Source organism: Shouchella xiaoxiensis (assembly GCF_016907895.1).
GTDB classification, from domain to species: Bacteria; Bacillota; Bacilli; order Bacillales; family Bacillaceae_D; genus Shouchella; species Shouchella xiaoxiensis.
Genome location: NZ_JAFBCV010000001.1, coordinates 110,768 through 137,263, shown reverse-complemented (window position 1 = coordinate 137,263; position 26,496 = coordinate 110,768). Strand labels below are relative to the sequence as shown.

Sequence of the window (26,496 nt, the reverse complement as noted above, 5' to 3'; positions counted from 1 at the left end):
TCCTCCTTAGCGAATCCCTCTTTTTTCTGCTTCTTCCCGCAGCTGTTCTCTGAAATCAGGATGAGCAATTGAAATGAGTCGTTCAACCCGTTCGCGCACGGACGTTCCGCGTAGGCAAACCGCTCCATACTCCGTCACGACATAATCAACATCATTACGTGAGAGCGTTACGGCCGCTCCTTCAAGCAGCGCAGGGACAATTTTTGATTTACGCTCTCTTTGACCAGTCTCTTGGTTCATAACCATCGCCGTCGAGTACAGGGCAATAAACGATTTTCCACCAGGCGATAGCTGAGCGCCAATCGCCGTATCGGCCTGGCCGCCTGTACCGCTGTATTGCCTGTGTCCAATTGATTCTGAGCTACACTGCCCGGTTAAATCGATTTCAAGCGTCGTGTTAATAGACACCATTTTTTCATTCTGGCCAATCACATAAGGATCATTGACCCACGTCCCTTTCATCATCTGTACACCAGGATTGTTATGCAGAAAACGGTAAAGCTTGTCGGTACCAAGGGCAAACGTCGCCACGAGCCGGTTTGGAACGAGCGTTTTTTTCCCACCAGTAATTACACCCGCTTCAACTAAATCAACCATTCCATCCGTCAACATTTCCGTATGGACACCAAGGTCTTTTTTTCCCAACAGTTCAGAGGCGACCGCATTGGGGATGCCGCCTATTCCAAGCTGAATCGTCGAACCATCCTCAATTTCCTCGGCAATAAATGCGCCGATTTTCTGATCCCGTTCATTTGGCTCAGGCGATGGAAACTGAGGGATCGGGGCATCATGCTCGACAAGATAATCCACTTCACGAATATGGACGATTGTGTCGCCAAACGTCCGCGGCATGTTTGGATTGACTTCAAGAATGACAAGATCAGCATTCGCCATCACTTCCCGTTCATACGTAGCGCTTAGCGACAATGAAAGATACCCATGCTCATCCATCGTCGATGCACTGCCAACAAAAACGTTAACATGGCGATGGTGAAGCCGCTTTGTTCCGGCAAAATGAAGATGGTTGGGTATAAACGAAACGTTGCCAACATCTTGCATTCGTCTGATTGTCGGCGTATAAAACCACCCTTCCATTTGAAAATGGTTCAGATAGTTCTGATCGGTAAAATAGGCATAATCAAGCATCGGTAAACAGGTTGATACCGTTACATTGGTTGCCTGTGCTGATGCATGATGAAGATGAGATAACAGTCCAGTTGGTTCAGCCGCAGCCATTGCTGAGACAATGTGATCACCTGTTTTAACCAGCTTAACGGCGTCCGCAAAAGAAAGCAGTTTTTCCTGATACGTTAGTTGGGAATGAGTCACTGCTTCTTGCATCATCCAGCCTCCTTTACAGGTCCCCAGCGGACAACGCTCGCAGCCCAGGCATAACCAATGCCTGCGGCAACAAGTGCAATGACTGACCCATCGTGAATCTTGCCTTCACGCAATCCAAGCACGAGGGACAAGATTTGATCGACCTGTCCCATATGCCCGTACTCGCTTAAGTACGTTGTCTGTTGTTCATCAAGCTGAAGGCGCTCAAGCATCACCCTATGCATCGAAGGTTTCATATGCAAAATGGCTAAATAATCAAGCTCTTCCATCGAAACATCTGACTTTTCGAACGCTCGATTCATGCAGCGAAACCAGTTATCCATCGAGACCGCGTTTAAGCGTGTCTTCATATGGTCTGGGTTTAGTAACTTTAACGACTGGTGCGCTAACATAAAGTTCGACTCATTAATTGGATGTACTGTCCCGCCGACTTCGACCCCGGCGTCCCGTGCCATTGAACCATCGGTCATCACATCAGATTCAAGTAGTTCATTAAAAGGATGATCTCGCTTAATCAGAATTGCCCCTGCGCCTGCGCTCAAGTTGTACAACATCGACGAAGTTGGATCGGCGTAATCAACTAAATCACCATTGCGGTACCCGCCAACGATAAGAATGGTCTGCAGCTCCTCGTCACCGACCATCATCGTTTTTGCCATTTTCAATGCAGAAATACATGAGCAGCATCGTTGTTGCACATCAATGCCCCAAGCTCTACTTGCACCAATCTGTTCCTGAATATAAATCGCAGATGTTGTCAGTGGATACTCTTTCCACTCTTCGCCAATGCAAAGAATCAAATCAATTTCAGCTGCTTCTATTTTTCCATCTTGCAGCGCTTCTTTTGCAGCCCATACCGCCATTTCTTGCGTTCCATCCTTTTCACCAGGAATCGTCTTTTGCTCAATCCCCAGCTTGTTTCTGACCGCCTCCTCTGTCCACTGGCCGTTTGTACGACCCGCCAGTTCCCTTGCGCTCATCACCGTCTCAGGAATATAGACGCCAAGTCCGGCAATTCCTACTCTCACACTCATAAAAAACGCCTCCTACGCATCCATTACTTTCTCTATTTTTTCTGAAAGTGGTTCTGGTTTTGTGACAAAAGACACACCGATAAAGACAAGAATTGAAACAATCATCGCAATCGCTCCGGTGTAGATGCCATGCGGCAACGAGTAAATTCCTAGACGTGCGAGTACTTCAATCGCAATACTTAAACAGAGCCCAACAAGAATGGAGGCAATCGCGCCTTCCTTCGTTGCTTTTTTCCAGTTCAGTCCGATCCCAAGTACCGGAGCAAGCGCGGCAGCAAACGTTCCCCAACCGACTGCACCAAGCAAGGCAATTCCTTGATCACCAAGGTTTAAAACGGCCAGCACCGTAATTACAGAAATCGCTACAACAGCAACTCTTCCGTAAACAAGCTGTTTTCGATCAGATAAGGTCTTTCCAAAAGCAAACGGTAAATCACGCACGACCGCAGCCGAAGCAATATTAATAAAGGAATCACAGGTCGACATAATCGCCGAAGCAACACCAGCAAACACAAGCCCAGCAAGCAATGGCGGTGTGAATTCAGCTAAAAACACAAGAATCGCATCGTCAGGATTGGCTAACGGGGCAATTTCGCCTGTCATAACTAAGTAGCGCATCACGAGCCCCACGCCAATTAAGAGCAATCCGCCGAGTACAGCAGGTACAGCAGCAAGCGCCGGTCCCCACTTCAGCTTCGTAATGTCTTGAATCATATAAAGTCTTGTTACAACATGGGGCTGCCCCACAATTCCAATTGATAAAGCAAAAAACCAGCTCATCGCCAGGATCGGTGCGGCAAGTCCCCACGGTCCGATAAACTCAGGCATGATTTCACCCATATTAGCAAATGGCGTTTCCGCAATCGTTTGCTGGATATTGACAAGTCCGTCGCCAACACGCAGAGAAATCACAAATATTACAATCGATGCCAGTGCCATAATCGCTCCTTGGAACACGCTCGTATACGTCCCAGCCATAATGCCCCCAGCTGCTGAATACAGCGCGATAACAAGCATGCCAATTACAACACCAAGTGAAACGGAAATATTAAAGATAAAAGCGATAATTGTCCCTAAAGCAAGCACCTGCGTACCAAGAAAAACGACGATCCCAACCAAAGTTGCCACGCCAGTCAGTCCGCTTGCTACTCGGCTGTTGTAACGATGATAAACCGCATCAGCGACAGTCATCGCACCGGTCGCTTCCGTCAACAAGCGCATCCGTTTTCCAAGAATATAGTAAGCCATCGCAAATGAAATTGTGGTTGGGAAGGTAAACCAGAGCGCACCCATACCGAGCTGATACGTTAACCCAGGACCACCAATAAACAAGAACCCACTTAACGATGTAGCAAAAATGGCAATCGCCGAAACAAACAAGCCAAGGCTTTTACCAGCAATAAAGAAATCCGCCGACGTTTTTGTTCTAGTCATCGACCAATAACCAATGCCAAACACGACAAGTAAATACAAGAGGATAATAACAACAATCGTCGTCATGATGCTTTTCCTCCTCTATGGTTAAACTCGTCTTTCAACTGGTTCCACTCCTGCAGATTCATTCCGTCCTTCTCAAAAAACAATCCATACAAGAGCGAACCAGAGAAAAACGGCAGGAGCCAAACAATATAGACCATCACAAATGTGTGGATTGGAAATCCAAGGATATAAGTCGTTGGAATCACCGTATCATCCAAATAAACCATCGTTAAGAAGCCGGTTAGCCAGATGACGAGTGTTGAAAGAAGCGAAAACATGTAACCGCTTCCAATTTTTCCGTTCTTTATCGCCCCCAAAAACATCCACGCAAACAAGACGATCGGAAAAGAAGCCGCGTAAAGCCAAACAAGATTAAACAAAAGTGCGATAAGCATTAATGTAGAAGTCCCAAATAACAGCGCAACAATTTTGTCATTCAATGAAATTCCCCCTTTTCTATAACTGTTGCAAAATCCATGCCAACTCAAATCGACGTTTGAACGGTCATCTCCGGCAAAAAAGTGTAAGGAAAGCCGTTTTCGCGTACGGATTTCCTTACACTTTAATCGCTAGCTTTTCCATTTTCTCATAAAGCGTTGTACGGCTAATGCCCAAACGCGCTGCGGTCAGCTGTTTGTTTCCTCCTGCTTCAATTAGTGCTTCAAGGATCCACTTCTTTTCCTGATTCGCCAAGCGCTCTTTTAAATCCGTTCCGTGCCCGGCTTCTCTTTTGATATGGCGCGGTAAGTCTTCCGCTTGGATCACTGGTCCTTCTGCTAAAATCGCCCCTCGCTCAAGGGCGTTCTCCAACTCGCGTACGTTCCCCGGCCAATGGTAATCAGCAATGACTTGACATGCAGCATCGGAAAGCTGCAGCACTGGTTTTTCCACTCGCTCCGACAGCGTCTGCAACAAGCGATTTGCCAACACATACAAATCATCCTTGCCTCGATCCCGTAACGAAGGGATTTCCAGCGTCAGTACGTTGAGGCGGTAGTACAGGTCTTCGCGAAATGCACCTTGCTCGACTCGCTTAAATAGATCTAAATTCGTTGCCGCGATCACACGCACATTAATCGGTTTTGACATTGTTCCGCCAACAGGGTCAATTTCTTTTTCTTGCAGCACACGAAGGAGCTTCACCTGCATTCCCAGGGGCATTTCGCCAATTTCATCTAAAAAGATCGTGCCATCATTTGCAAGCTCAAATTTGCCGATTTTGCCTTTGCGGTTTGCGCCTGAAAAGGAACCACCCTCGTACCCAAATAATTCTGATTCCAACAGGTCAGCGGGAATTGCGCCGCAGTTAATTTTAACAAACGGCCCCTTCGCTCTCGCACTTTCATTATGTATTGAGTGGGCGAACAGCTCTTTTCCTGTGCCGCTTTCACCTAATATAAGAACGGTTGCGTGAGTTTTCGCTGCTTTTTTTGCCAGGGTAACCGTATCGAGCATGGGCTTGCTTGTACCAGCGACGTTACCCCATGTATACTTTGCACCGTGAAATGCCTGCAGCTGCTGTTTTGCTTGCTTTAATTCTTCTTCTAGCTTACGATTTTCACGAACGAGTCGCTCGAACTCGGCCATATCCTGAAACAGCAATAAGCCAAAGCCAAACAATAGCTCGTTGTTATCATCAAGAACGGGAATGCGGTGCACAAGCGCCGTTCGACCATTCTCAAATGTATGTTTCCAGGCAATCTCAGCTGTTTTCGTTTCAATCACGTCGGGAAACCGGCTCATCTTATCGACTTCAAGCACAGGCTTACCGATAATCTCGTCTTTGGTTCGACCTAAGAAATCCGCAAACATGCGGTTTATCATGACGATCCGCGTGTCTTTCTCCAACAAAATAACTGGTACTGGAATTCGATCAAACATGCGCTCAAGCATGGCGATAAATGTCGGCGAGTAATCTTCCGACTGTTTTCTCTGAGCTTGTTGCATCATTTATTTTCACCCGCCTTATTAATTGATAGCGTTTACACTATTGGCATCGATTTTGCATTATTCTAATAAACAGGTCGATATTACGAGAAGGAGAGAAGACGATGAGACTTAAAAACAAAGTCGTACTAATTACAGGAGCAGCCCGTGGAATAGGTGAAGCAACAGCCAAACGATTTGCCCAAGAAGGCGCTACTCTTATTTTAACAGATCTTCACGAAGATGCGCTGAATGAATTGAAACAACTGCTTGCCCCCGGGGATCATTCCATTTCAACAGCGGATGTAACCGATGCGGCAGCGATGAACGCTTTGTTTGAACGTATTGATGAGGCATACGGACAGATTGACATTGTGATAAACAATGCCGGGGTAACCGCTGATTCAACACTAGCGAAAATGACTGAAGACCAATGGGATCTTGTGCTTAACGTCAATTTGAAAGGTGCCTTTATCGTTGGTCAAGCGGCCGCAGGTTATATGAAAAAACAGCAGTCGGGCGTCATCCTTAATGCGGCTTCCATCGTCGGTCTTTACGGGAACTTTGGCCAATCAAATTATGCCGCTTCAAAAGGCGGACTAATTAGTATGACGAAAACATGGGCAAAAGAACTTGGCAAGTACGGCATCCGCGTGAACGCCGTCGCACCAGGCTTTATTGAAACAGAGATGACCGCTAAAATGCCAGAAAAAGTGCTCGCAAATATGAAAAACCTTTCCCCTTTAAATCAATTAGGCTCGCCAGAAGATATCGCCAATACGTATCTGTTTCTCGCATCAGACGAGGCCCAATTTATTAGTGGTGCTGTTATCAGTGTTGACGGAGCAGCAACGTTGTAAAAGTTGCTTTATGAACATCGAACAATCTAAGAGGCAGAGGGGTTGATATACTTTAGGCAGAAGTTGCTGCGGAGGAACGATTGAGCCTCCGCAGTTTTTTTCTTATTTATTAATAAAAAATTAGAATCTATTAAAAATAGCTAGTTAGACTAAGAGCATGTTTCTACCTCTTTATTAAAAACCGGTAAATAATCGTATCCAACGTAAACGGCCCTTGCTCAACATCTCCTCTTAGAAACTTTTTCAGTTTAAAAAAGCCAAGCATGCCGAAAAAAAACGTCGGTGGAATCATAAATAAATAACAGCTGTAGCGGTACCATTTTTTCAACCGCTTTAGCTTGTCGTCTTCCACGTTCAGCTGCTTTAATTCTTGCAAACCTTTGTAGCACTGAATCCAAGTCACAAGGTATAGAATAAGCATAACGGAAAACCCCACGCTCATCGACACAAGGAATTTCTGATCTGCCTCCGCCTCCGTTTCTGATGAAAAGATGCTGAAGAAAATCGAAAAGGTAACTGTCACGCTAAATAGAATTGGAAGCCATATCGAGATTTTGCTGTTTCTTTTCGCACTTTTTTCTAGTAATTCTTGGATAGATTGGTCGTCGGTCATCGCACTTTCTCCTTTTTCAGGTAGAGATACTCTTATTAAATAATAGCAAATTTTAAAATTAATGAGTAAAATAAATAGACTTCATGCATTTATTCAATCGATAAGCTCACTAATTAGAAAAGGACGTGATGTTAATAAACCGTTACATACTACCACACTTGTACTTTTTCTTTGGCTACATTGTGCTTATGTTAACTTTCTTTATTGGATATGGTCATTTTGAGTTATTTAGTTATTATTTCGCTATTTTCATGATGGTCATTGGTGCTTGTTGGCTAATCATTTTGGTTATAAAAGATTTTAATCAGCTCATGAAGAAGCATTTTAATTAACTATGAAAGTACTTAAAAGAAACTCATATATTCACTTCATTACCCTTTTCATTATCTTCGGTGCGCTCAGCGGATGCAGTGCCATGATAGAAGTTCCGTCAACTCATTTAACAGCAGAACAGCTTGATGGCATTGCACTAGGTGAATCACTTGTAAACGAAACGGTTACCCCACATCCTGACAATGAGTACTATGCGCCTTTAAGAAATGTTGATCAATATTGGAATGAAACCATCATCATCAGCGTTGAGCGAAAAACAGGGGAAATTGTCCTCTTATCAACGTTTGAAGAAAACACGGCCTCAATGACTGTAGGTGGTATTATGGTTGGCGATTCGCTTGAAAAAGTAAAACAGACTTATGGCGAATCCTTTTTCACTTATACGGATAATGAACAGTCTGTTTACGAGCTTGGTTATGTGGACCATGACCCTAATATCGTTCTCTCTTTCTACCATTTTAATGAAAAAGTAACGAGTATTCACTTAGGCTATGCGTTTGACCCGGTCGTGTGGTCGGAGGGGGAAAGGGAATTGAAAAAAGGGATTTAGCCTAGTACTTAGTGGCTAAATCCACTTTTCTCAACTTGCTTTAAATAGGCTCATTCCGTTTCATTTCCATCACGACACCGGAAACCGGGCCTGCATCATCGACTTCCCCATTTAAACGAAAACCAAATGATTCATATAATTTTTGCGCATTAAGATTATCCGGGTGCAAGCTTAAATAAAACGTTTCACAGCCATATTGCGCTTGCATCGTTTGAAAGATTAGTGGCATAAACCGCCTTGCATAACCCTGCCCTTGAAACTGGTGATCAATCATAAATCGGTCAAACCAGGCACTATTGTTTTCTGGAGACGGCCAGCCATACATCGCATAACCAACCAGCGTTTCATTATCATATAATCCAACGGAGATCCCGTTTTTCTCGATTTCTGTTTCTAAAATTGAAAAGGCATTGCTTTCAATAAATTCATTCTGTGCCGGGGCTACTTTCAGAGCAGCCACCGCACGCCAATTATCTTTTGTAACTTCACGGATGTGAAGACTCATTATTTCAACTCGCTTTCTTCGTGTTTGTACTTATCCTAACACGCTATAGGAATGACCATTAATCAATCGATTCCATTTCTGCTCTTTATGAACCGCTATCGTTATTTGTCTAGCGTTTACTTAACAAGTACGTAGCCCTAGGTGCATTAAAAAATAACTGCCGCTAAGAAAACAAATTCCGTCTCCTTAGCGGACCCTGTTTTTAATATCTTTGTTTTACTTCCTTCTCTTCCATTTCATAGACATGATCGGCTACCCGTTCAACAAATACTCGATCATGACTAACGAGCAGAACTGTGCCTGGATAAGCGGCAAGGAACGTTTCTAATGCTGCAATGCTCTGTAAATCAAGAAAATTAGTCGGTTCATCTAGGATAAGCACATTGTAGTTCCCTAGAAAAAGATGACAGAGGGAGAGTCGAATTGCTTCTCCACCGCTTAATTCACTCACGTCCTTCAGCAAATCGGTGCCTGTAAAGTTCATTGCGTGAAGAACAGCACGAATTCGACTTTCTTGATACTCACTATACTCTTCCATTAAGCCAATGACGGTCTTCCCATGTTTAAATTGATAATCGTGTTGATGATAAGAACCAAAAACGACTTTTGGAGACAATAGAATGCCTTCTCCTCGCTTAACGATATGCTTCAATAAAGTGGATTTTCCTGATCCATTTTTCCCTTTAATTGCGATTGTTTTACCAAGAGGAAACTGAAAATTCGCCGCTTCTAACAGCGTCTTCCCACCAACTTCAAGGTGTAAGCGATCTGCCATAATCGGAAATTTATTATGCATTTGCAGAGTCTTCGGTTGTTGAAAGCGAATTGTTTTTTCTGCTTCTGGAGCTTCTATTTCTTCCAATTGATCCACTCTTTTTTCAATTGCTTTCGCTGATTTCTGCATCGCTTTCTGACTCGTGCCTTTTGATTTTGTCATAAACATCCGATTGCTTGTAGCCTTTGCTTCTTTTTTTGACATCGCTGCGTTCGCTTGTGTCACTTTTTCTGCTTTCTTCATTTTTTCTTCAGCGGCAGCCAGCAAGCGACTTTTGTCTTTTTCGTACTTCTGATACTTCTCCACCAGCTGCTTTTGTTCCAATTCTTTTTGTTCAACATAGTCGGAGTAGTTTCCGGTGTATTCAGTTACGCTCCCACAATCTACTTCCCAGATTTTCGTGACTAATTGATCAAGCACATAACGATCATGACTAACAAGAAGTAAGGCACCATAGTAATACGTCAATTCTTCAATAAGAAATTGAACACCGGCCTCATCAAGATGTGTGGTTGGTTCATCAATAAGCAAGCCCCCATAATAATTCGAGAAGACTTGGGCCAACTTTAATTTCGTCTGTTCACCACCGCTCAATTCACTTGGTTGATGTGCCGGAATAGACAATTGACTCAGCATTTGATAATCCGCTTCTTGATTTGACGGTGGATCAACTTGTTTAAAATAGCCAAGTTCAACCATCCGCTTCACCTTGCCTTTATTTGGTTCAACCTTGCCACTCATTACTTTTAACAATGTGCTTTTTCCTTGGCCATTTTTTCCGACAATACCAATTCGATCAAACTGATAAACAGATAAGCTTTTTATATCTAACACGATTTTGTCTAGAAAGGAGACCTCAATCTCTTTTAGTTCTAACGTTAGTTGTTCCATTTTTACACGTCCTTTTCGTTTAATGAAAGGCGTGTAATCATAAAAAAACCAACAGACGGCTTCTGTCTGTCGGTTTGAGTAAACGAAAGAATAGGAAAAAACCTATCTTTCTCTCCATATAAAAAAAAGAAAGACAGTCCTATCTGCCTTTCTCCCGGTTTAAAATTTATGCTTCCGTAGAGGATGATTAAAAATGTGCAGACTACTCCCGTTTACTCTGCTTATGAAAACAGAGCCTTTGAACATATGAAATTACCTATTGTTCAAAGCGACGTTACGTAATCTCCCTGCATGCATCATTTTTAACAATCCTCCTCTCCCTAATTAATTGTTGATTATATAGAATGTTTTTCACCACGTCAATCATGCAATTTAGATAATTCTTGAGAACATCAATATGCCAATTCTCCAAAACATCATATCATAATTCTATGCTTTTTCAGTGCATCTCTCAACTTTGTTCACTATTTTCAGCGCTGTAAAAGAGTCCGAGTCATAGATTTAAAAAAATAATTAATTGTATATTTTAAACAAAGAAGTTAGCTTAAATTGGACTGAAGTAAAGGTTAACGTTCTTCTATTGTTCCGCCTCCTGCTCTTTGTGAAGAAAGCAACCTCAAATTAAGCTCTATTAGACAACTGTACAGACACCTCAAGAAAAAAGGCTGGGACAACAGTAGATAGACAGACAAAAATGACGAACACTCCTAAAAATAGAAACGTTCGTCGTTTAATTTATACTAAGATGAGCGGAAGGCGAATTCGAAGACTCCTGGGAGACAAGCACGTGTCTGAAGACTCTGGAGTGGTGATTTTCCACGAAGGAGGCTGAGGCCGTGCCCCCGGAAAGCGAAGAATGCTCCTGTAGCGGTGCTACTCAGCGTCGTTTCGATTCGTCTTTTCAACTACTATTTTTCGTTATGTCCTAACCTCTCTCCAACGATTAGTCAAGTGTTCGTTTATCCGATGCTTCTTACACACATCTCGATTCAGTCACTTTTAAGCCCCAATAAAAGCTCTAATAGCATCAACTAAGCTATAAAAACCTAACCCCGTACAAATCAAGACAACAATTCCTCCAATTATATTCATCTTAACTGAATTCACATAGTTACCTAGACGGTTTTTATTGTTCATGACAATAAGCAACATTATTGATACAAAGGGTAGTAATAAGCCATTTAAAGCTTGTGCGGTAAGCAGCACGTCAAGTGGTTCGAAGCCAAGACTTGATGTTATAATCCCAATAACAATGATAAGAGCAAACACAAGTTTAAAGCGAATATTTTTCATGCCGCCTTTCCACTTTAATACACTACTTGCTGTAATCGCTGCACCAAGCGCCGAAGCGAGCGCCGATGAAAAACCTGCCGCAAACAAGCCAATACTTGTAAAAACCAATGCCCAACTCCCGAGAAGCGGCTCAAGTTGAATCGACATGTCCGCAACGTTTCCAATTTCCATTCCTTGAATCATCGTCGCTGCTGTAATCAAGATTGCCGCAGTAATAAAACCACCGATACTAATTGAAATAATAATATCCCAGCGAGAGTCTGCTAAATGTTTGGGACTGTTCCAGCGTTCAATCACATTTTCAGAATGTAGAAACAAATTGTACGGAACAACCGTTGTCCCGATTAAGGCAATGACCATAATAATGGACGAATCTGGGAGCGTTGGGATAAAGGCTCCTTGAAAAACATCACCCATGTTTGGCCGTGCCACGACCATCGTCGTAATAAACGTCACGCTCATCACAACAATTAATCCAATCATTGTCTTCTCAATGATTTTATAACTACCACTGAGGCCGATTACCAAAATAACAACGCCAAATAATGGTGCTAATAAATTAGGTGATAATCCTGTAAGGGTTGAAATTCCTAATGATGTCCCCAGCAAATCGCCTGCCATATAAGCAGAACAGCCCACTAATATCGCAAGCAAAACAAGTGACATCGATGCATACTTGAATAACGGATTTTTAAAATGATCACGGATCGCTGCGCCAAGCCCTTTTTGCGTCATAATACCAAGCCTTGCACTCATTTCTTGCAAGACAATCGTTGCCAAAATCGAAAAAACGATCGCCCATAAAAGCGCTGTCCCAAAGGTTGCCCCTGCCCTACTTGCTGTTGTTACGGTTCCTGGCCCAATAAAAGAGGCTGTCACAATCGCTCCTGGACCAATCGCATTTAGCCGTTCTCTCAATGTCTTCTTTCGTGGACTTGCTATCTCCTTACGCTGTTCCATTTTCCCTCTTTTCTGGCGTTCTTCTGTAGTCGCCTTTGTTAATTTTTTCGTGAATTGGTTTCTGCCTATTGTGATGAATACCCTTATTCTGAATCTTTAATCACTTGACTGTTATACTATTTCCAATAAACAGCACAAAAGAATATGTAGATTATTCGACAATTTTTTTATATACTTATGAAAACGCTATCATTTATTACTATTACATCTGGGGAGGCTACGCCTTGTACACTTTTTTAATCGGTATTGTCCTTTTAATTATTGGTTATTTCACTTATGGAAAAATTATCGAACGGATCTTTGGCGTTAAAGAAGCACGCCCTACACCGGCTTATGCAAATCGAGATAATATCGATTATATCCCGATGAGTACACCAAAGAACTCCTTAATCCAGCTGTTAAATATTGCTGGTACAGGTCCGGTATTTGGTCCGATTATGGGGGCGCTTTATGGCCCGGTTGCTTTCATCTGGATTGTTGTCGGCTGTATTTTTGCTGGTGCGGTTCACGATTATTTAACGGGGATGATTTCGATTCGCAATAAAGGTGCCCACCTTCCACAGTTGGCGAGTAAGTTTTTAGGAAGATCGATGCGCCATATTGTGAATGCATTTGCCATTTTGCTGCTTTTGTTGGTCGGGACCGTTTTTGTTTCAACACCTGCTAGCTTGCTTCATGTGTTGATGGATGGTCGAATCGCCCTCGGAATTATTATTACTGTTATTTTTCTTTACTATATTCTAGCTACACTTCTTCCAGTAGATAAGATTATTGGGCGCCTTTACCCATACTTCGGTGCAATCTTAATTGTTAGTTCTTTAGGTGTTGGGATTGGCATGCTCGTTACAGGTGCTCCAATTCCAGAGTTATCGCTAACCAATTTCCATCCGGATAACTTACCTATCTTCCCGCTCATTTTCTTCACGATTACATGTGGCGCGCTGTCTGGCTTTCATGCAACACAGACACCAATTATCTCGCGTACAACGCAGCATGAATCGCAAGGGCGTAAGATTTTTTACGGCATGATGATTGCGGAAGGTATTATCGCAATGATCTGGGCAGCTGCCGCGATGAGCCTTGTGAACGGCTACGGTGGCTTGAACGAAATGCTTGCGGCTGGTGGTCCAGGTGCCGTTGTTACTGAAGTGTCTACCTTGTTACTCGGAGCAATCGGTGGAACAATCGCTGTTCTCGGTGTAGTTGTCTTGCCAATTACGTCAGGTGATACAGCCTTCAGAAGTGCACGAATGATCATTGCAGAATACTTTAATATCGCTCAAAAGAAATTGATGAGCCGTTTATGGATTGCCTTGCCATTATTCGCGATCTCTGTGGTCTTAACGCAAATTGACTTTAATATTCTCTGGCGTTACTTTAGCTGGGCAAACCAAGCGACAGCGGTTATTGCCTTATTTGTTGGGGCGATGTACCTCTATATCGCTCGGAAAAATTACTGGGTCTCGCTTATCCCAGGAACATTTATGCTTGTGATGGTCATCACCTATATCTTAAACGCGCAAATCGGACTGAATCTACCGATGCCTCTTTCATGGGTTGGTGGCGGTATCGGCGCACTTGTCTTAGTCGTCCTGTTCTTTATAAAGGGACACAAAAACAGAGCACAAAATTTACCGCTTGAAGTTGATGTTTCTGACTACAAGCACTCAGCTTAACGTAAAAGAGGCAAAGCAGCTAGCTGCTTTGCCTTTTTTTCGCGAAATCTGTTTCTTTTGCAAGTTCATTAAGGGCTCTTCAAACTCTTCGACACGAACGCCGCAGCTAACGCCTTGACTCATGTAGCTGTGAGTCTTTCATGAAAAAATGCCTCCACCGTTGAGTCAGCTTGAATGCTTTGTTCTAGACCTGCTTCACTGTAGCTATTTTGAGAATTAGAGTCTATCTTTTTTCAACGAGAACATGCCGGAACCACGGATGATCTCATCACTCGACAACAACGTTGCCTCCCAAATCGTTTTCTTTTGACGTTGCATAAATGATTGGACCATCTCATAACCGACAGCATAACCTGCTCCAAAGGAAAGTCCAACTGGTCGGTAGCCTTGTTGCTTCGCGATCTCATCACCGAAGAGGTAGCTGCTTACTTCAGCAAAGCCTTTTGTATCTAAAGCAGCTCCAATCACTTCGCTGGAGTAGGTTAAATCATCTTCTTCGATGGACGTTACCCACGGACCAAGTTGCTCTTCCCCGTAAAGCTCTTTAGCAAACGAATCTGCCAAGCCTTCAATAACAAGATAGTCACCGACTGTCACATTGCCGTGATTCCAATTAAAATAGGAAAAACGAAGATTGTGATGAAATTCATGGGCAATCAGCGCAGGTAGTTTGGGAAGATTATAATCGTTTGGAAATAGATGCACGGCAATAAAGCCAGGTATCCCACCAAAACCTGTATAACCACCTTGCAGCTGTAACTTCTCAAGGTCAGCTACAAATAGTCCGAACGTCAGCTGATCTCCTTGAATGGAAAGTCCTGCTTGCGCCGCTGTAGCAAGACAGGTTTCCAGCGTTTGATTCGCTACCTTTAAGACATCATTATCCTCCAGCACTTTGACCGCGTCTCTAATTTGTCGATCGTCGAGTAATTTTGCATAACCCATCATTTCCGTTGCCATGATTACATCGTAGCCGTTTTCCTGCTTTGCCTGTAACGGTACCTGGATCGTTTTCCACATCTCTTGAAATGGCTCCATCATCGTGTAGCGGAAAAACGTCTTTCTTTCTTCTAAATTATCTAGCGTAAGCAGATGCTTATACTGTTCGAGCGTGTTTGGGAGTGTATAGCTGGTTGTCATCGGTTCGCCTCCTTATAAACGAAAGCATAAAGGATGACGCAACGTGAAGGTCAATCGATTTTTCTCAAATACTCTAATTCATTCTAGAAACGTCATAGTTTTCTGGACATGAATCCTTTAGAATAGACTTGTAGCTAGAAAGGAGGGGTCAGATGAATATGAAGATTTTTATCATTGAGGATGACGCTCATGTTTTAGCAGCTTTACATGAAGGGCTAGCTCAGTGGTCTTACAATGTAAGCTCCCCAGATGATTTTTCTCAAGTCATGGAAAACTTCGTAGCACAACAGCCCCACCTTGTCATCGTTGATATTCAGCTCCCTAAGTACGACGGTTTTCATTGGTGCCGTGAAATTCGCGCTGTCTCGAAAGTGCCAATTCTCTTTCTTTCTTCAAGAGATCATCCAATGGACATGGTGATGGCCATCAATCTAGGTGCAGACGATTACATCCAAAAACCCTTTCATATGGATGTCCTGCGCGCAAAGATCCAGGCACTATTGCGCAGAACCTATACGTATGAAGAAGCTGCTTCTGATGTAATAGAATGGAACCATGCCATGATCGATTTTAAAAGCGGCGGAATTTATAAAGATGGCAAAACCGTTGATCTCACAAGAAATGAATTTTTTATTCTTTCGGTTTTGGTTAAATCAACGAATGAAATTATCTCTCGTCATGAACTAATGAAAATGCTTTGGGATGATGACCAATTTATTAATGACAATACGCTCACAGCCAATATGACTAGATTACGTCAAAAGCTGTCCGAGCTTCAGTTATCTGATGCAATTGTGACAAAAAAAGGACTCGGCTATATGGCCGTTACGCTTTAGGAGGAACCGCTTTGTTTATCCCATACCTCGTTTACAAAAGAAGTTGGCTTGCCTTAATCGGGTTTCTCCTACTCCTAACGAACCTGTTAATCCTACTCGATGCTGGCATTCGCGTGGAGCGCCTATCACTCATTTATTTAAACGTCTTGTTTTTAATTGTTTGTGTGTGCTTCTTTTTATGGAGATACAAAAAAGAAACGGCCTACTATAAGTCACTAGTTGCCCTTCAAGATGGCTTAGGAGAGGACTGGTTTGATTGCCTTCCCCCTCCTCAGAGCCGTTTCCCTGACAAAATTGTCGCTAGGTTTTTCCACACGATTTACGAGCAAGATTTAACGAAACGTCACAACCAGCAATCATCTCACCAACTAGAACAGCATGATCTTGCTTCATGGGTCCATGAAATGAAAACGCCCCTAACGGCAATGAAAATTACAATGGATGCGCAGCGCTCGAATGATTTAGTACAAAAGCTGAATCCCAGTTGGTTAAAAATGCATCTACTGCTCGACCAACAGTTATACATCTCTCGTTTAGCGACGATAGATTCAGATTTACTTCCAGAATTAGTGAAGGTGGACCTTTTGTTGAAAGGAGAAATTCGCGAACTATCAACTTGGTGTATGGAAAAAGACCTAGCGATCGAAGTAACCGGACAATCAGACATGACCGTTTATACGGATAAAAAGTGGTGTGGATTTGTTATGCGACAGCTATTAACCAATGCGATTAAATACAGTCCTTCTCATGGAACCATTACGATTCATGTCGATCAAGATCAAGCTGAATTCGTCTTTGTCACGATTAAAGATCAAGGTCCCGGTATTCAAGCACATGACCTTCCTCGCATTTTCGATCGCGGGTTTACCGGAGAGAATGGACGTATACAACACTCTGCTACCGGTATGGGTCTTTACCTTGCCCGAGAAATAAGCAAAAAGCTACATACCCAACTTGATGTTTCTTCCGTTGCTGGTTCAGGTACATCCATTTCAATCACTTTTGCGAAAGCCAATTCATTTGAACAGTTACGACGAACGGTGTTATAAATTAGCGCAAAACGAAGTAGTCAGGGCATACTGGCTACTTCGTTTTGCGCTATGTGACATAAATATCACATTGGAACCGATTTTATCATCTAAAGCATACGACCATAAATCAAAAAAGCACTACACTGTATCTATACCAACTCGATTGGAGTGTAAAAGATGATGATTCAAAAGACACCGAAGACCATTCTAAACGCTGAAGGCGTCTATAAATCATTCGGTTCAAAAGGGAATGCTCAACACGTATTAAAAGGCATCGACCTTCGTGTATTAGAAGGAGAATTTGTTGGGATTATGGGCCCTTCCGGTTCCGGAAAAACAACGCTTCTCAATACGTTAGCCACCATCGACCGGGCCACAGAAGGCAGGATTCATATTAATGACGATGAAATCTCTACTATGAAAGACAAGCATCTCTCAAACATTCGTCGCCAGCATCTCGGCTTTATCTTTCAAGACTATAATCTCCTTGATACGTTAACAGTGAAAGAAAACATTCTACTGCCTGTTTCCTTAACAAAAATAAGCAATAATCAAGCTGAGGAAAACTTTCAAGCCATTGCAGGCATGTTAGGAATTACAGAGTTAGCAAATAAATACCCTTCTGAAATTTCTGGAGGGCAAAAGCAACGAACCTCTGCAGCAAGAGCGTTAATTCATTCGCCTTCACTCGTTTTTGCAGATGAACCTACCGGAGCCCTTGATTCAAAAGCAGCCTCCAATCTGTTAGAAAACTTACATGAGATTAACCAGGTAAGAAAAGTAAGCATTGTGATGGTGACTCATGACCCGTTAGCATCAAGCTATTGTAACCGTGTCGTTTTCTTAAAAGATGGAAACATCTTTTCTGAACTGTATCGAGGCGAGAAATCAAGAGATTCTTTCTTTAAAGACATTCTTGATATGCAAGCCGTTCTTGGTGGTGGCATCCAAAAATGACTATACGGAAATTGGTCATACGCAGTATGCGAAAAAACATCAAAATGTATTATCTCTATTTCTTCGCAATGATTTTCAGCATTAGCTTGTACTTTATCTTTTCGACCTTACAAAACGATCAAATGGTTGTTCAGCTAGTTCAAGCAAGCATGAATTTCTCAACGGCTTTTCAAGTCGCTGGAATCTTGCTTATTCTCATTACAATTGTATTTACGATGTACGCGACAAGCATCTTTATTCGCAGACGTAGTCAAGAAATTGGCTTGTATCAATTAATTGGCTTATCTAAGGCATGGGTTGCGCGTGTCCTCATTATGGAACATACCATTCTTGGTTTAGGAGCTTTACTGAGCGGTTTATTCGTTGGCACCTTGCTCTCGCGCTTCTTTCTTTTACTCTTCATAAACCTCTTAGGTTTAGAAGATACGATTGGTTTAACCTTTTCTGGTCAAGCACTTCTGCAAACCATTGCTGTGTTTACTTGTTTACTAGTTGTCACGTCCATTCAAATCATTTGGACCGTTTATCGCAGCACTCTCTTGCAATTGTTTAAAGCCAATCATCAACACGACTCAATTGTGAAACGATCAAGCCTTGTTTCAGCTCTCTTAGGAGTAACTGGAGTAGGTCTTATCGCGTTTGGTTATTATATGTCAACCTTCATTGTCGAACAGGCGGACTTGCTATTGTTTCTTCTGTTAATTGTTCTTTCAAGCACCATTCTCGGAACCTACTTGATTTTTCATACGACGATTAGCTGGATTCTATCTGTTTTTCGCAAAAAGAAAAACGGCAATCTCGGCTTATATAATAGCCTGTCTGTTGCTCCATTAATGCATCGAATGAAGGGGCATGCCAACTCGTTAACGATCATCACCGTATTATCAGCTATGACGATTACGATGATTTCACTTTCGTACTCGTTATATTATTCGACCGAAACCGATGTGCGCCTAGCCATGCCTTTTGATTTCGCTGTGGAAAATATGCAAGAGGAAGCAGCTTTAATCGCAAGTGCTTTAGAAGATGAAGAAATTACTTTTAATCAGTTTCAACTGGAAGCTATCCGATTTGACGGGACGTGGGTTGAGCAGGAACTAGGTGGAAACAATCGCAATAGAGCCTTTTTACTTTTTTCAGCAGAACAGATGGTTCAGGCGGGATTAGATGTAGAGCGCCCTGAAGAGGGTGAGGCTATCTATTACAATACCCGTGCGATCATCGAAGGGGTGGAAACATCATTTCCAAAAGATGTGCAGTTCACTTCAGTCAACGAAACAAACGCCATAACCGTCTCTGAGTTTCAGTTAGAAAACGTCATGAACTACAGATTCTACGGAGAACAATTGCTTGTTTCTGAAGACACCTTTCAAACAGTAAGAAACAGTATGCAGGAGGATGAGTCTAAAGAATGGTTGACCTTTGAGGTATTTCAATTAGTGGATACAGACCAATCCGCTACAGCTTCTGCTATCTTTTCAGAACATATGGAAAGCGATGCGTATATTACTGACTTTTACACTGCATACGAGGAATCACTGCAAACATTTGGACTTCTCATTTTCATTGCCGGAATCTTAGGTTTTGTGTTTATCCTATCAACTGGAAGTATTTTGTACTTTAAGCAAATGACCGAGGCTGAACAAGAGAAAAACCATTATCGAACACTGCGGCAACTCGGATTCCAAGTAAACGATATGATGAAAGGCATCATTCGCAAACAGCTCTTCGTTTTCTTAATCCCTTTGGGCATTGGTTTAATTCATGCTGCGTTTGCTCTTAACGTCGGTTCTGTTCTTATCGCCGCAAGCATGCTCACGCCAATCATCATCAGCATGGTTGCCTACATTCTTATCTATTTGACCTTTGCAGCTCTTACGATTCAATATTACAAACGCATTGTACTAAGTTCTTTATAGAAGGGAAAGTTGCTTTATGAAAAAACTCCTTGTATCATGTCTCGTTTTGCTTGTTCTCATGGTGAGCTTTTATTTTTTCTTCCGCGAGACATTTGACCGCTTTAATCCACTTATTGCTCAAGAATACGTCTATGTTGAGATTCAAGATGAACCTATTAACGATGATGGCAGGTATAAATATGACGTGAATGGCATGAATGAAAGTGGAGAAACGAAGCGAGTTGTGTTTAGCACTAGCGCTAGACTTGATCGTGGCACACACATAAGAGTACTAGCTAAAGGAACACATACGGAAGCATACACATTTATTGAGGAAAGTGAAATGCCTTAAAAACCTGAGCGCAATGCGCTCAGGTTTTTTGAATCTACTGCTTAGGTTTATCTTCATCTTCTACAGAAGACTCTTGAACAGGCTCAACGCCTTTTTTTCTTTTCATCTTCTTATTAGCGGATTTTTCTTTTTTTGCTTCTTTTTCTTGTTTTCGTTTCCACTGGCGCAGTTCACGAATTTCTTTCTTTTCCTGCACGGTCACGCGTATCTGTTCGTAGCGAAGCGATTTTAACAGTGAGAAAACCATGAGCAACAGGATAATTGAAAACGGAAAAGCTGCAATAATCATCACGTTTTGAAGCGCCTGCAAGCCACCGCTGTACAATAGAACGATTGCCATTGCTGCTAAAATAACGCCCCAGGTGAACTTAATTTTGTTTGGTGGGTTTAATGATCCATTGGTAGAGTGCATTCCTAGCACAAACGTTGCTGAATCAGCCGATGTAATGAAGAACACGGCAATCAAGCCAATTGTTAGAATCGACGTAATTGTACTGATCGGCATTGTACTTAGTAAACCAAACATCATCTCTTCATCCCCGAGTGAGGATAAGCTAATGACATCGTTTAGCTCAAGAGACATTCCCGTACCACCTACAATAGAGAACCAAATAAAGCCAACAATTGAAGGCACGATTAAAACAGCCACGGTAAACTCTCTTAAAGTCCGCCCACGGGAAACCCGTGCAATAAAGGTACCGACGTAAGGAGACCAAGCAATCCACCAAGCCCAGTAAAAAATTGTCCAGTCATTAATCCATGAGCGGCTTTCTGGACTTCCAGGTGCAATACGGAAGCTGAGTTCAGGTAATGTCTGTAAATAGGTACCAAGTGTATTTGTAAACAGGTTCATTGAATACAATGTCGCACCGAATCCGGCAATAAAGAGCAATAGGAGCAAGGCCAAGAGCATATTAAAGTTACTCAAAATCCGAATGCCTTTATCAATCCCGGTCATTGCCGACGTTAAAAACAAGATTGTTACAATGACAATAATAATTGCTTGGAGCCAGAAGCTGATCGGTAAATCCGTTAAGTACGAGATTCCGCCATTCATCTGTACGGCTCCGAACCCCAGACTTGTAACAATACCGGTTACGGTCGCAATTAAGGCAAATGTATCAATTACTTTTCCAAGCAGGCCGTCTGTGTTCATTAGCGGTGACAGCGTCCCACTGATTAAACCAGACTTCCCTTTGCGATACGTAAAGTAAGCCAAGCAGATAGCGATAATCGCATATATCCCCCAAGCATGAATACCGTAATGGAAAAAGACAAAACGCATTGATTCCCGCGCTGCTTCTACCGTCCCTTCATCAACAGTAGGCGAATTAATCGCAAAATGGGAGATTGGTTCCGCTACACCAAAGAAAACGAGGCCGATCCCCATTCCGGCACTAAAGAGCATCGCAAACCAGCTTAAATAACCAAATTCCGGCTTGTCATCATCTTTACCTAGCTTAATTTTTCCGTACGGACTGAAAATAATAAACAAACAGACGATCATAAAGAACGTGACGGCAATTAAGTAATACCAACCAAACGTGCTTGAAATGAAGGCTTGCACATTACTGGTCACCGTTTCAAACAAATTAGGAATCGCTACCCCAGATATAATAACTAAACTTAAAATTCCAACTGCCCAATAAAAAACAGGCTGAATGCTGCTTTCATTCGATTTCATGTTTCTACTCCTTTACCTTCACTTTTTTTACCCTTTTTTCCAAAACAGATGTAAACGTACGAAATCGATGTTTAAGCATCATTCTTTCCAAGTTTCTTATCATACATGATTATCGGTTAAAATCCTAATTGTATTAAACCATTAATTGATAATTTTTTCTATTTTAAAGTGAGGATGCGCATAGTCATATTCGCATAACTATGTCTTTAATTTCTTAAGATGAGGAATTAATACAGGTCCCTCTAACAGCACAATTTTCTTCTGTAGATTTCGGCATAATAAAAAGCCAATACTTGGTGAAGGTATTGGCTTGATTGAGTATGAAGCTTCTTTTAACTCTTGCTTTATTTCTGGCGAAGTCACGCTCATATGTTAAATTAAATCAAGTAACATTCCTACGTTTTCTCGTCAGCCGTCAGCTCATGAATAACTAACAAATCTGTCAAATAGGTTAATAAGGCTCATTCTACTCTCAACCCTCTTACTGCCGACTCTCAGTGACTAAGTTACCCTATCAAAGAATCCTCCTTCAATTTCCACTTTAGTTGGCCATGCGGATTTTTCTTCTCTGATAAATTCGTTCTCCAACAAATGCAGCGATTAACCCGATAATTGGCGGTATTAACGAGCTAAGCGTAAAGTCGAAGCCAGAATTAGATGCAATTAGATTGATTTCCAGCATCAACCAGTCAATCTTAAATAATGCACCTAGCCCATAAAGAAGGATTGTAATCCCAAGGAATAAAGATAAGACGATTGCTAAGCCCTTCATAGAATATTTTTTCCTGCCATTTCATTATCCCCCCTCTGTTAAAAATTGAATATTCTATTTTCCTAATATTGTATCAAATCTTCTTGATAATTAAAAAGACGCTTTGCCATTTTTTAAACGTGAATCAGAGAGAATTAACTTCCAGATTATGAAAAACATCTACTCTGTAACATGACTTAACATTTCACCAGAGTGAAGACTCCTAACCATCTTCCTTACCGTCTACATAGTAAAAGAGGTGATGGTATAAAAAGATTAACTCATTTCATTGTGCTTGCACTCATACTTACTGGATGTGCAAGTGACAATGAGCAAACAAACTCAACAGAAAACCCGACAGCAGAAGAGATCCTCAATCGAGATTCTGAAGCAAACATCCTTTTATTTAATGAAACGGTCTATCAAACAAATATTGATTGGGTCGACGAACTAACGTTAACAAAAGGTGAACAGATCGGCGAAATTGAAGCACAAGCAACAGAAGGGAACGTTGCACTCTCAGAAAAAATGAGCACGAAAGTATCCGTAGGCTCTGCTATTTTTGAAGCTGTGGAAAGAGAGGATGTATTAATTGTTGATGAGAATGGAGAACTTTATTATTTTTATGCGTTAGTTGAAGGATAATTAAAGAAAAGGTACATGGCTTCATGAAGCCATGTACCTCGTTCCTTATGGTGTTAAAGTTACACGGTTTCAGCTTCCGTTTTCCAACCGTCTACCTTCACTTCATCCCACAGTCGCTTCACGTTGTTCATACCAATACGTGAGCCGACAAAGCAGTCTTCCATTCCTTCGAATTCTACGACGATCTGCCCATCATATCCACTAGCCTTTAACAGTCGAATGATTTCCCTGATTGGCAGCTCGCCATGACCGACAATCGCTCCGCGAAGATAATTGTCGTTTACGGTGCGAAACCAATGACCTTCGCCTGGATTTTCATAATAAGGACGTACATAGAAATCTTTGAAATGAACGGTAGCGGCGTACGGGAGGTTTTTGCGGATGCCGACAAGCGGGTCTTCATCTGCGCAAAGAAAGTTTCCAATATCAAGCGTTGTTTTAAAGTTTTTCCGGTCAACAGCGTGCAATACCCGCTGAACCCGGTCGCTTGATTGTACGTTAAATCCATGATTCTCGATTGTTGTGGTCATCCCGTATTGGTCGGCATAATCAGCAATTAATTGACTGCCTAAGACAAGCTGATCGAAATGATTCTCAAAATAATGAATCGACATATCTTCTTTTGGTAAAGTAAACGCCGTTACGTCATGACGTAGCAGCTTAATCCCCATTTTAGCGACAACATCAACATGCTGCTTAATTCGATCTACCTCTGCTTGAAAATCTGCTTCGGTCTCCTGAACAAAATTAGCAGGCATACAGTATGCAGATAATTCAATACCAGCAGTTTCCGCTTTTTGTTTAATTTGAAGGGCGAGCTCTTCGTTATCAACGACCGTGTAGCCATAAGGTACGAGCTCCATATGAGTGCCGCCGTTCTCAGCAACCCAATCAATCGCCTCGAGAATGGTTATCCGCCCATCTTTTAATGCGGTTACTAGACTATATGAACTTAATCCAACTTTAATGGTGCACACGCTCCTTCATAAAATAATATGAAAATACAGACTATCAGTTAATTCCCTCTGAATATAACCGCTTTCACAGTAACGTGTCAATGACAATCATTTATAACTAAAAGGAATAGATGAAAAGACGAATAATCTACAATATGCTGAGTAGCACCGCTACAGGAGAATCCTTCGCTTTCCGGGGGCACGGCCTCAGCCTCCCTCGTGGAAAACCGTCACTTCAGAGTCTTCAGATTCTCCTTCCGCTCATTTTAATATAAATTAAACGACGAACGTTCCTATTTTTAGGAATGTTCGTCGTTTTGGTCTGTCTATCTACTTTTGTCCCAGTCTCTAGCTTAAAGTCTATGCGCTTTTTCCATAACGTTCGTCTTGAATCGATTCAAGTGAACGTCCACGTGTCTCTGGCGCCATTGTTATGCCAATGATTAGACTGATTACCAAGAAGACAATCATAATGATTCCTGCTGCCTGAAAGCCAATCCCAGTAATCATCGCCGGCACTACTAGTGAAATTAAACCAACACCGATCCGTACGGCAAAGAACATAAACCCTTGCGCCTGTGCGCGATATTTAGTATGAAATAATTCGCTGGCAAACAAAGCATAAAACGCCTGTGCGCCAAAGCCTGCTGCGATTCCCCAAAGCGTAACAAACAGAATCAATTCAACAATGCCCATACCACCAAAGGTTAAGATCATCCAAGCAACGATACCCATGACGCTTCCAATTCCAAATAGTAGCTTTCGATTGACTTTGTCACCAAGTCGAATGAACACAACATACGTGGAAATGACCGTAAAGGTCCAGAGTACACCTTGCAAGAGGTTAGCTTGTGCGGCTGTTAGTCCACCAACCGTTTCATAGATGTATGGCATAAAATAACCCATTGTTCCTGCGACGAGATTCCAGAAAAGGTAGATGCCAACTAAGAAAACAAGCGCTTTCACATTTGCTTTTACAGTAAACAGATCTTTCATTGATCCTTTCTGAACCTGCTTACCTGCTGCACGAACGGCTTTTTCTTTCTTTTGTTCCTCTTCCCAAATCGTAGATTCATTGATTTGCTGCTGCAAGATCCAGGTAATGATCGCGACAACAAAGAGCTGTGCAAAGATTAGCCTGCTGCCAAGTAAACCGAGTGGTGCTAAAGCAACCGATAAAAACAGTGTAATTGCCGGACCAATCGACCAAGCAAATTGACTCCAACCAACCCTTGCTGCCCGTTCTTTAGGTGGTGCCTCTTCTGCTATATAGGTCCAAGCGGCTGGTATGAGCGCACCAACAGCGATTCCGACTACAATGTAGCCTATAAGCAACATCGGAAAATTAAATGCGAAAATAATAAACAGCATTCCTACCATATAAATTAATAGATCGTATTTATAGATAAATTTACGACCGTAACGGTCCACAAAGTACCCGCCTAATAGTGCACCGATTGCCGCTCCAAAGCCATTGGCACTAAGCGCGCCGAGTAATCCAACCCACATATCTGTCAGCTGTAAATACTCAACCCATAGCGTTAAGCCGCCTGCACCAGCAACAATTGCCCCTGCTTCGAGGTAATTAGACATTGCCACAGTAATGGTTGCTTTCATCCCTTTATTTTTCGCTGCCATTCATTTGCCCTCCCTTGTTAAGCCAAATAAAATACTTCTGTTAAATCAATTGATACAGGGCTGTTGTTTTTATTCGTTTCCATCAATGGTTCCATATACGCCCACCACTTTTGACAGATGTCCGTTTCGGAAACGCGTGCGTAGACGGCTTCATCTTCTACACGTAAATAAGCAAACAACTGACCTGTGTCCTCTAACAGAAAAATTGAATAATCACTTACACCATGCGCCTTTAACATCTCTTCCATTTCTGGCCATAGTTCGTCATGTCGTTTTTTGTACTCTTCATAGTGATCTTTGTATACATGCATAACGGATGCTTTTCGTATCATCATCAATCTCCCCTTCCAAAAAGTAAGCGGTTACGAATTT

General features: G+C 42.2%; 24 protein-coding genes. 9 read left to right on the top strand and 15 right to left on the bottom strand.

Annotation, left to right across the window (positions count from 1 at the left end):
- Positions 1 to 6 precede the first annotated feature (6 nt).
- From JOC54_RS00610 to JOC54_RS00590, 5 genes are all read right to left on the bottom strand, one after another.
- Positions 7 to 1,344, bottom strand: coding sequence for an acetyl-CoA hydrolase/transferase family protein (locus JOC54_RS00610; RefSeq protein WP_204463619.1), 1,338 nt, complete (start codon positions 1,342 to 1,344; stop codon positions 7 to 9).
- Positions 1,341 to 2,375, bottom strand: a complete 1,035-nt coding sequence (locus tag JOC54_RS00605) for a 3-oxoacyl-ACP synthase (protein WP_204463616.1) — start codon at positions 2,373 to 2,375, stop codon at positions 1,341 to 1,343. Before JOC54_RS00605 ends, JOC54_RS00610 begins: the two co-directional genes overlap by 4 nt.
- Positions 2,376 to 2,387: 12 nt before the next feature.
- Positions 2,388 to 3,875, bottom strand: coding sequence for a sodium:solute symporter family transporter (locus tag JOC54_RS00600; RefSeq protein ID WP_204463614.1), 1,488 nt, complete (start codon positions 3,873 to 3,875; stop codon positions 2,388 to 2,390).
- Entirely contained in the window at positions 3,872 to 4,294 is a 423-nt protein-coding gene (locus JOC54_RS00595) for a hypothetical protein (protein WP_204463613.1), read from the bottom strand. Before JOC54_RS00595 ends, JOC54_RS00600 begins: the two co-directional genes overlap by 4 nt.
- Positions 4,295 to 4,409: 115 nt before the next feature.
- Positions 4,410 to 5,804 carry a sigma-54 interaction domain-containing protein gene (locus JOC54_RS00590; RefSeq protein WP_204463612.1) on the bottom strand — a complete coding sequence of 465 codons (1,395 nt, stop codon included), beginning with the start codon at positions 5,802 to 5,804 and terminating at the stop codon, positions 4,410 to 4,412.
- Between the two features lie 101 nt (positions 5,805 to 5,905).
- Here JOC54_RS00590 and fabG point away from each other — a divergent pair, with 101 nt between their 5' ends.
- Entirely contained in the window at positions 5,906 to 6,640 is a 735-nt protein-coding gene (gene fabG / locus JOC54_RS00585) for a 3-oxoacyl-ACP reductase FabG (protein WP_204463611.1), read from the top strand.
- 163 nt (positions 6,641 to 6,803) lie between these two features.
- On the opposite strand, the gene JOC54_RS00580 is transcribed toward fabG, so the two are convergent.
- On the bottom strand, positions 6,804 to 7,253 hold the full coding sequence (locus JOC54_RS00580) for a hypothetical protein (RefSeq protein WP_204463610.1): 450 nt from the start codon (positions 7,251 to 7,253) through the stop codon (positions 6,804 to 6,806).
- Positions 7,254 to 7,668: 415 nt separating this feature from the next.
- Here JOC54_RS00580 and JOC54_RS00575 point away from each other — a divergent pair, with 415 nt between their 5' ends.
- Entirely contained in the window at positions 7,669 to 8,136 is a 468-nt protein-coding gene (locus tag JOC54_RS00575; protein WP_204463607.1) for a hypothetical protein, read from the top strand.
- Positions 8,137 to 8,176: 40 nt separating this feature from the next.
- On the opposite strand, the gene JOC54_RS00570 is transcribed toward JOC54_RS00575, so the two are convergent.
- The 3 genes from JOC54_RS00570 to JOC54_RS00560 all read right to left on the bottom strand — a co-directional run bounded on the left by JOC54_RS00570 (position 8,177) and on the right by JOC54_RS00560 (position 12,560).
- A complete protein-coding gene (locus JOC54_RS00570; RefSeq protein WP_204463605.1) occupies positions 8,177 to 8,641 on the bottom strand; it encodes a GNAT family N-acetyltransferase in 465 nt (154 codons plus the stop codon).
- A gap of 202 nt (positions 8,642 to 8,843) precedes the next feature.
- On the bottom strand, positions 8,844 to 10,307 hold the full coding sequence (locus JOC54_RS00565; RefSeq protein WP_204463603.1) for an Msr family ABC-F type ribosomal protection protein: 1,464 nt from the start codon (positions 10,305 to 10,307) through the stop codon (positions 8,844 to 8,846).
- A 999-nt stretch (positions 10,308 to 11,306) separates the two neighbouring features.
- On the bottom strand, positions 11,307 to 12,560 hold the full coding sequence (locus tag JOC54_RS00560; protein WP_204463602.1) for an Nramp family divalent metal transporter: 1,254 nt from the start codon (positions 12,558 to 12,560) through the stop codon (positions 11,307 to 11,309).
- 224 nt (positions 12,561 to 12,784) lie between these two features.
- Here JOC54_RS00560 and JOC54_RS00555 point away from each other — a divergent pair, with 224 nt between their 5' ends.
- Complete coding sequence (locus tag JOC54_RS00555; protein WP_204463601.1) at positions 12,785 to 14,236, top strand: carbon starvation CstA family protein; 1,452 nt, start codon at positions 12,785 to 12,787, stop codon at positions 14,234 to 14,236.
- A 216-nt stretch (positions 14,237 to 14,452) separates the two neighbouring features.
- On the opposite strand, the gene JOC54_RS00550 is transcribed toward JOC54_RS00555, so the two are convergent.
- Positions 14,453 to 15,376 (bottom strand): DUF2268 domain-containing putative Zn-dependent protease, encoded by a 924-nt coding sequence (locus JOC54_RS00550; RefSeq protein ID WP_204463600.1) that lies wholly within the window; start codon positions 15,374 to 15,376, stop codon positions 14,453 to 14,455.
- 152 nt (positions 15,377 to 15,528) lie between these two features.
- Between JOC54_RS00550 and JOC54_RS00545 the strand changes: the two genes are divergently transcribed.
- The 5 genes from JOC54_RS00545 (at position 15,529) to JOC54_RS00525 (ending at position 20,450) form a co-directional block, all read left to right on the top strand.
- Positions 15,529 to 16,212: a response regulator transcription factor gene (locus JOC54_RS00545; RefSeq protein ID WP_275582657.1), complete on the top strand. Its 684-nt coding sequence runs from the start codon at positions 15,529 to 15,531 to the stop codon at positions 16,210 to 16,212.
- A gap of 11 nt (positions 16,213 to 16,223) precedes the next feature.
- Entirely contained in the window at positions 16,224 to 17,261 is a 1,038-nt protein-coding gene (locus JOC54_RS00540; protein WP_204463598.1) for a sensor histidine kinase, read from the top strand.
- Positions 17,262 to 17,420: 159 nt separating this feature from the next.
- Positions 17,421 to 18,200 carry an ABC transporter ATP-binding protein gene (locus JOC54_RS00535; RefSeq protein WP_204463596.1) on the top strand — a complete coding sequence of 260 codons (780 nt, stop codon included), beginning with the start codon at positions 17,421 to 17,423 and terminating at the stop codon, positions 18,198 to 18,200.
- Entirely contained in the window at positions 18,197 to 20,119 is a 1,923-nt protein-coding gene (locus JOC54_RS00530; protein WP_204463594.1) for an FtsX-like permease family protein, read from the top strand. Before JOC54_RS00535 ends, JOC54_RS00530 begins: the two co-directional genes overlap by 4 nt.
- Positions 20,120 to 20,135: 16 nt before the next feature.
- Positions 20,136 to 20,450: a YxeA family protein gene (locus tag JOC54_RS00525; RefSeq protein WP_204463591.1), complete on the top strand. Its 315-nt coding sequence runs from the start codon at positions 20,136 to 20,138 to the stop codon at positions 20,448 to 20,450.
- 34 nt (positions 20,451 to 20,484) lie between these two features.
- Here the strand turns inward: JOC54_RS00525 and JOC54_RS00520 are convergent, their stop codons facing one another.
- The gene (locus tag JOC54_RS00520; RefSeq protein ID WP_204463589.1) at positions 20,485 to 22,134 is read right to left on the bottom strand and encodes a BCCT family transporter; all 1,650 of its coding nucleotides are present in this window, start codon (positions 22,132 to 22,134) and stop codon (positions 20,485 to 20,487) included.
- Positions 22,135 to 22,675: 541 nt separating this feature from the next.
- Positions 22,676 to 22,906: a hypothetical protein gene (locus JOC54_RS00515; RefSeq protein ID WP_204463587.1), complete on the bottom strand. Its 231-nt coding sequence runs from the start codon at positions 22,904 to 22,906 to the stop codon at positions 22,676 to 22,678.
- 192 nt (positions 22,907 to 23,098) lie between these two features.
- Here JOC54_RS00515 and JOC54_RS00510 point away from each other — a divergent pair, with 192 nt between their 5' ends.
- Positions 23,099 to 23,530 (top strand): hypothetical protein, encoded by a 432-nt coding sequence (locus tag JOC54_RS00510; RefSeq protein WP_204463581.1) that lies wholly within the window; start codon positions 23,099 to 23,101, stop codon positions 23,528 to 23,530.
- A gap of 59 nt (positions 23,531 to 23,589) precedes the next feature.
- Here JOC54_RS00510 and JOC54_RS00505 read toward each other — a convergent pair whose 3' ends face one another.
- The 3 genes from JOC54_RS00505 to rhaM all read right to left on the bottom strand — a co-directional run bounded on the left by JOC54_RS00505 (position 23,590) and on the right by rhaM (position 26,456).
- Positions 23,590 to 24,498 (bottom strand): sugar phosphate isomerase/epimerase family protein, encoded by a 909-nt coding sequence (locus JOC54_RS00505; RefSeq protein WP_204464410.1) that lies wholly within the window; start codon positions 24,496 to 24,498, stop codon positions 23,590 to 23,592.
- A 348-nt stretch (positions 24,499 to 24,846) separates the two neighbouring features.
- Positions 24,847 to 26,124, bottom strand: coding sequence for an MFS transporter (locus tag JOC54_RS00500; protein ID WP_204463578.1), 1,278 nt, complete (start codon positions 26,122 to 26,124; stop codon positions 24,847 to 24,849).
- Between the two features lie 17 nt (positions 26,125 to 26,141).
- Entirely contained in the window at positions 26,142 to 26,456 is a 315-nt protein-coding gene (gene rhaM, locus JOC54_RS00495) for an L-rhamnose mutarotase (protein WP_035417210.1), read from the bottom strand.
- Between the last annotated feature and the right edge of the window lie 40 nt (positions 26,457 to 26,496).

Bases quoted from the DNA above. Each gene is read 5' to 3' on its own strand.
- JOC54_RS00575 (WP_204463607.1), top strand. From the start codon at position 7,669: ATGATAGAAGTTCCGTCAACTCATTTAACAGCAGAACAGCTTGATGGC.
- JOC54_RS00535 (WP_204463596.1), top strand. From the start codon at position 17,421: ATGATGATTCAAAAGACACCGAAGACCATTCTAAACGCTGAAGGCGTC.
- JOC54_RS00500 (WP_204463578.1), bottom strand. From the start codon at position 26,124: ATGGCAGCGAAAAATAAAGGGATGAAAGCAACCATTACTGTGGCAATG.
- JOC54_RS00565 (WP_204463603.1), bottom strand. From the start codon at position 10,307: ATGGAACAACTAACGTTAGAACTAAAAGAGATTGAGGTCTCCTTTCTA.
- JOC54_RS00570 (WP_204463605.1), bottom strand. From the start codon at position 8,641: ATGAGTCTTCACATCCGTGAAGTTACAAAAGATAATTGGCGTGCGGTG.
- rhaM (WP_035417210.1), bottom strand. From the start codon at position 26,456: ATGATACGAAAAGCATCCGTTATGCATGTATACAAAGATCACTATGAA.
- JOC54_RS00560 (WP_204463602.1), bottom strand. From the start codon at position 12,560: ATGGAACAGCGTAAGGAGATAGCAAGTCCACGAAAGAAGACATTGAGA.
- JOC54_RS00545 (WP_275582657.1), top strand. From the start codon at position 15,529: ATGAATATGAAGATTTTTATCATTGAGGATGACGCTCATGTTTTAGCA.
- JOC54_RS00520 (WP_204463589.1), bottom strand. From the start codon at position 22,134: ATGAAATCGAATGAAAGCAGCATTCAGCCTGTTTTTTATTGGGCAGTT.
- JOC54_RS00515 (WP_204463587.1), bottom strand. From the start codon at position 22,906: ATGAAGGGCTTAGCAATCGTCTTATCTTTATTCCTTGGGATTACAATC.
- JOC54_RS00600 (WP_204463614.1), bottom strand. From the start codon at position 3,875: ATGACGACGATTGTTGTTATTATCCTCTTGTATTTACTTGTCGTGTTT.
- JOC54_RS00550 (WP_204463600.1), bottom strand. From the start codon at position 15,376: ATGACAACCAGCTATACACTCCCAAACACGCTCGAACAGTATAAGCAT.
- JOC54_RS00590 (WP_204463612.1), bottom strand. From the start codon at position 5,804: ATGATGCAACAAGCTCAGAGAAAACAGTCGGAAGATTACTCGCCGACA.
- JOC54_RS00580 (WP_204463610.1), bottom strand. From the start codon at position 7,253: ATGACCGACGACCAATCTATCCAAGAATTACTAGAAAAAAGTGCGAAA.
- JOC54_RS00530 (WP_204463594.1), top strand. From the start codon at position 18,197: ATGACTATACGGAAATTGGTCATACGCAGTATGCGAAAAAACATCAAA.
- JOC54_RS00605 (WP_204463616.1), bottom strand. From the start codon at position 2,375: ATGAGTGTGAGAGTAGGAATTGCCGGACTTGGCGTCTATATTCCTGAG.
- JOC54_RS00525 (WP_204463591.1), top strand. From the start codon at position 20,136: ATGAAAAAACTCCTTGTATCATGTCTCGTTTTGCTTGTTCTCATGGTG.
- JOC54_RS00610 (WP_204463619.1), bottom strand. From the start codon at position 1,344: ATGATGCAAGAAGCAGTGACTCATTCCCAACTAACGTATCAGGAAAAA.
- fabG (WP_204463611.1), top strand. From the start codon at position 5,906: ATGAGACTTAAAAACAAAGTCGTACTAATTACAGGAGCAGCCCGTGGA.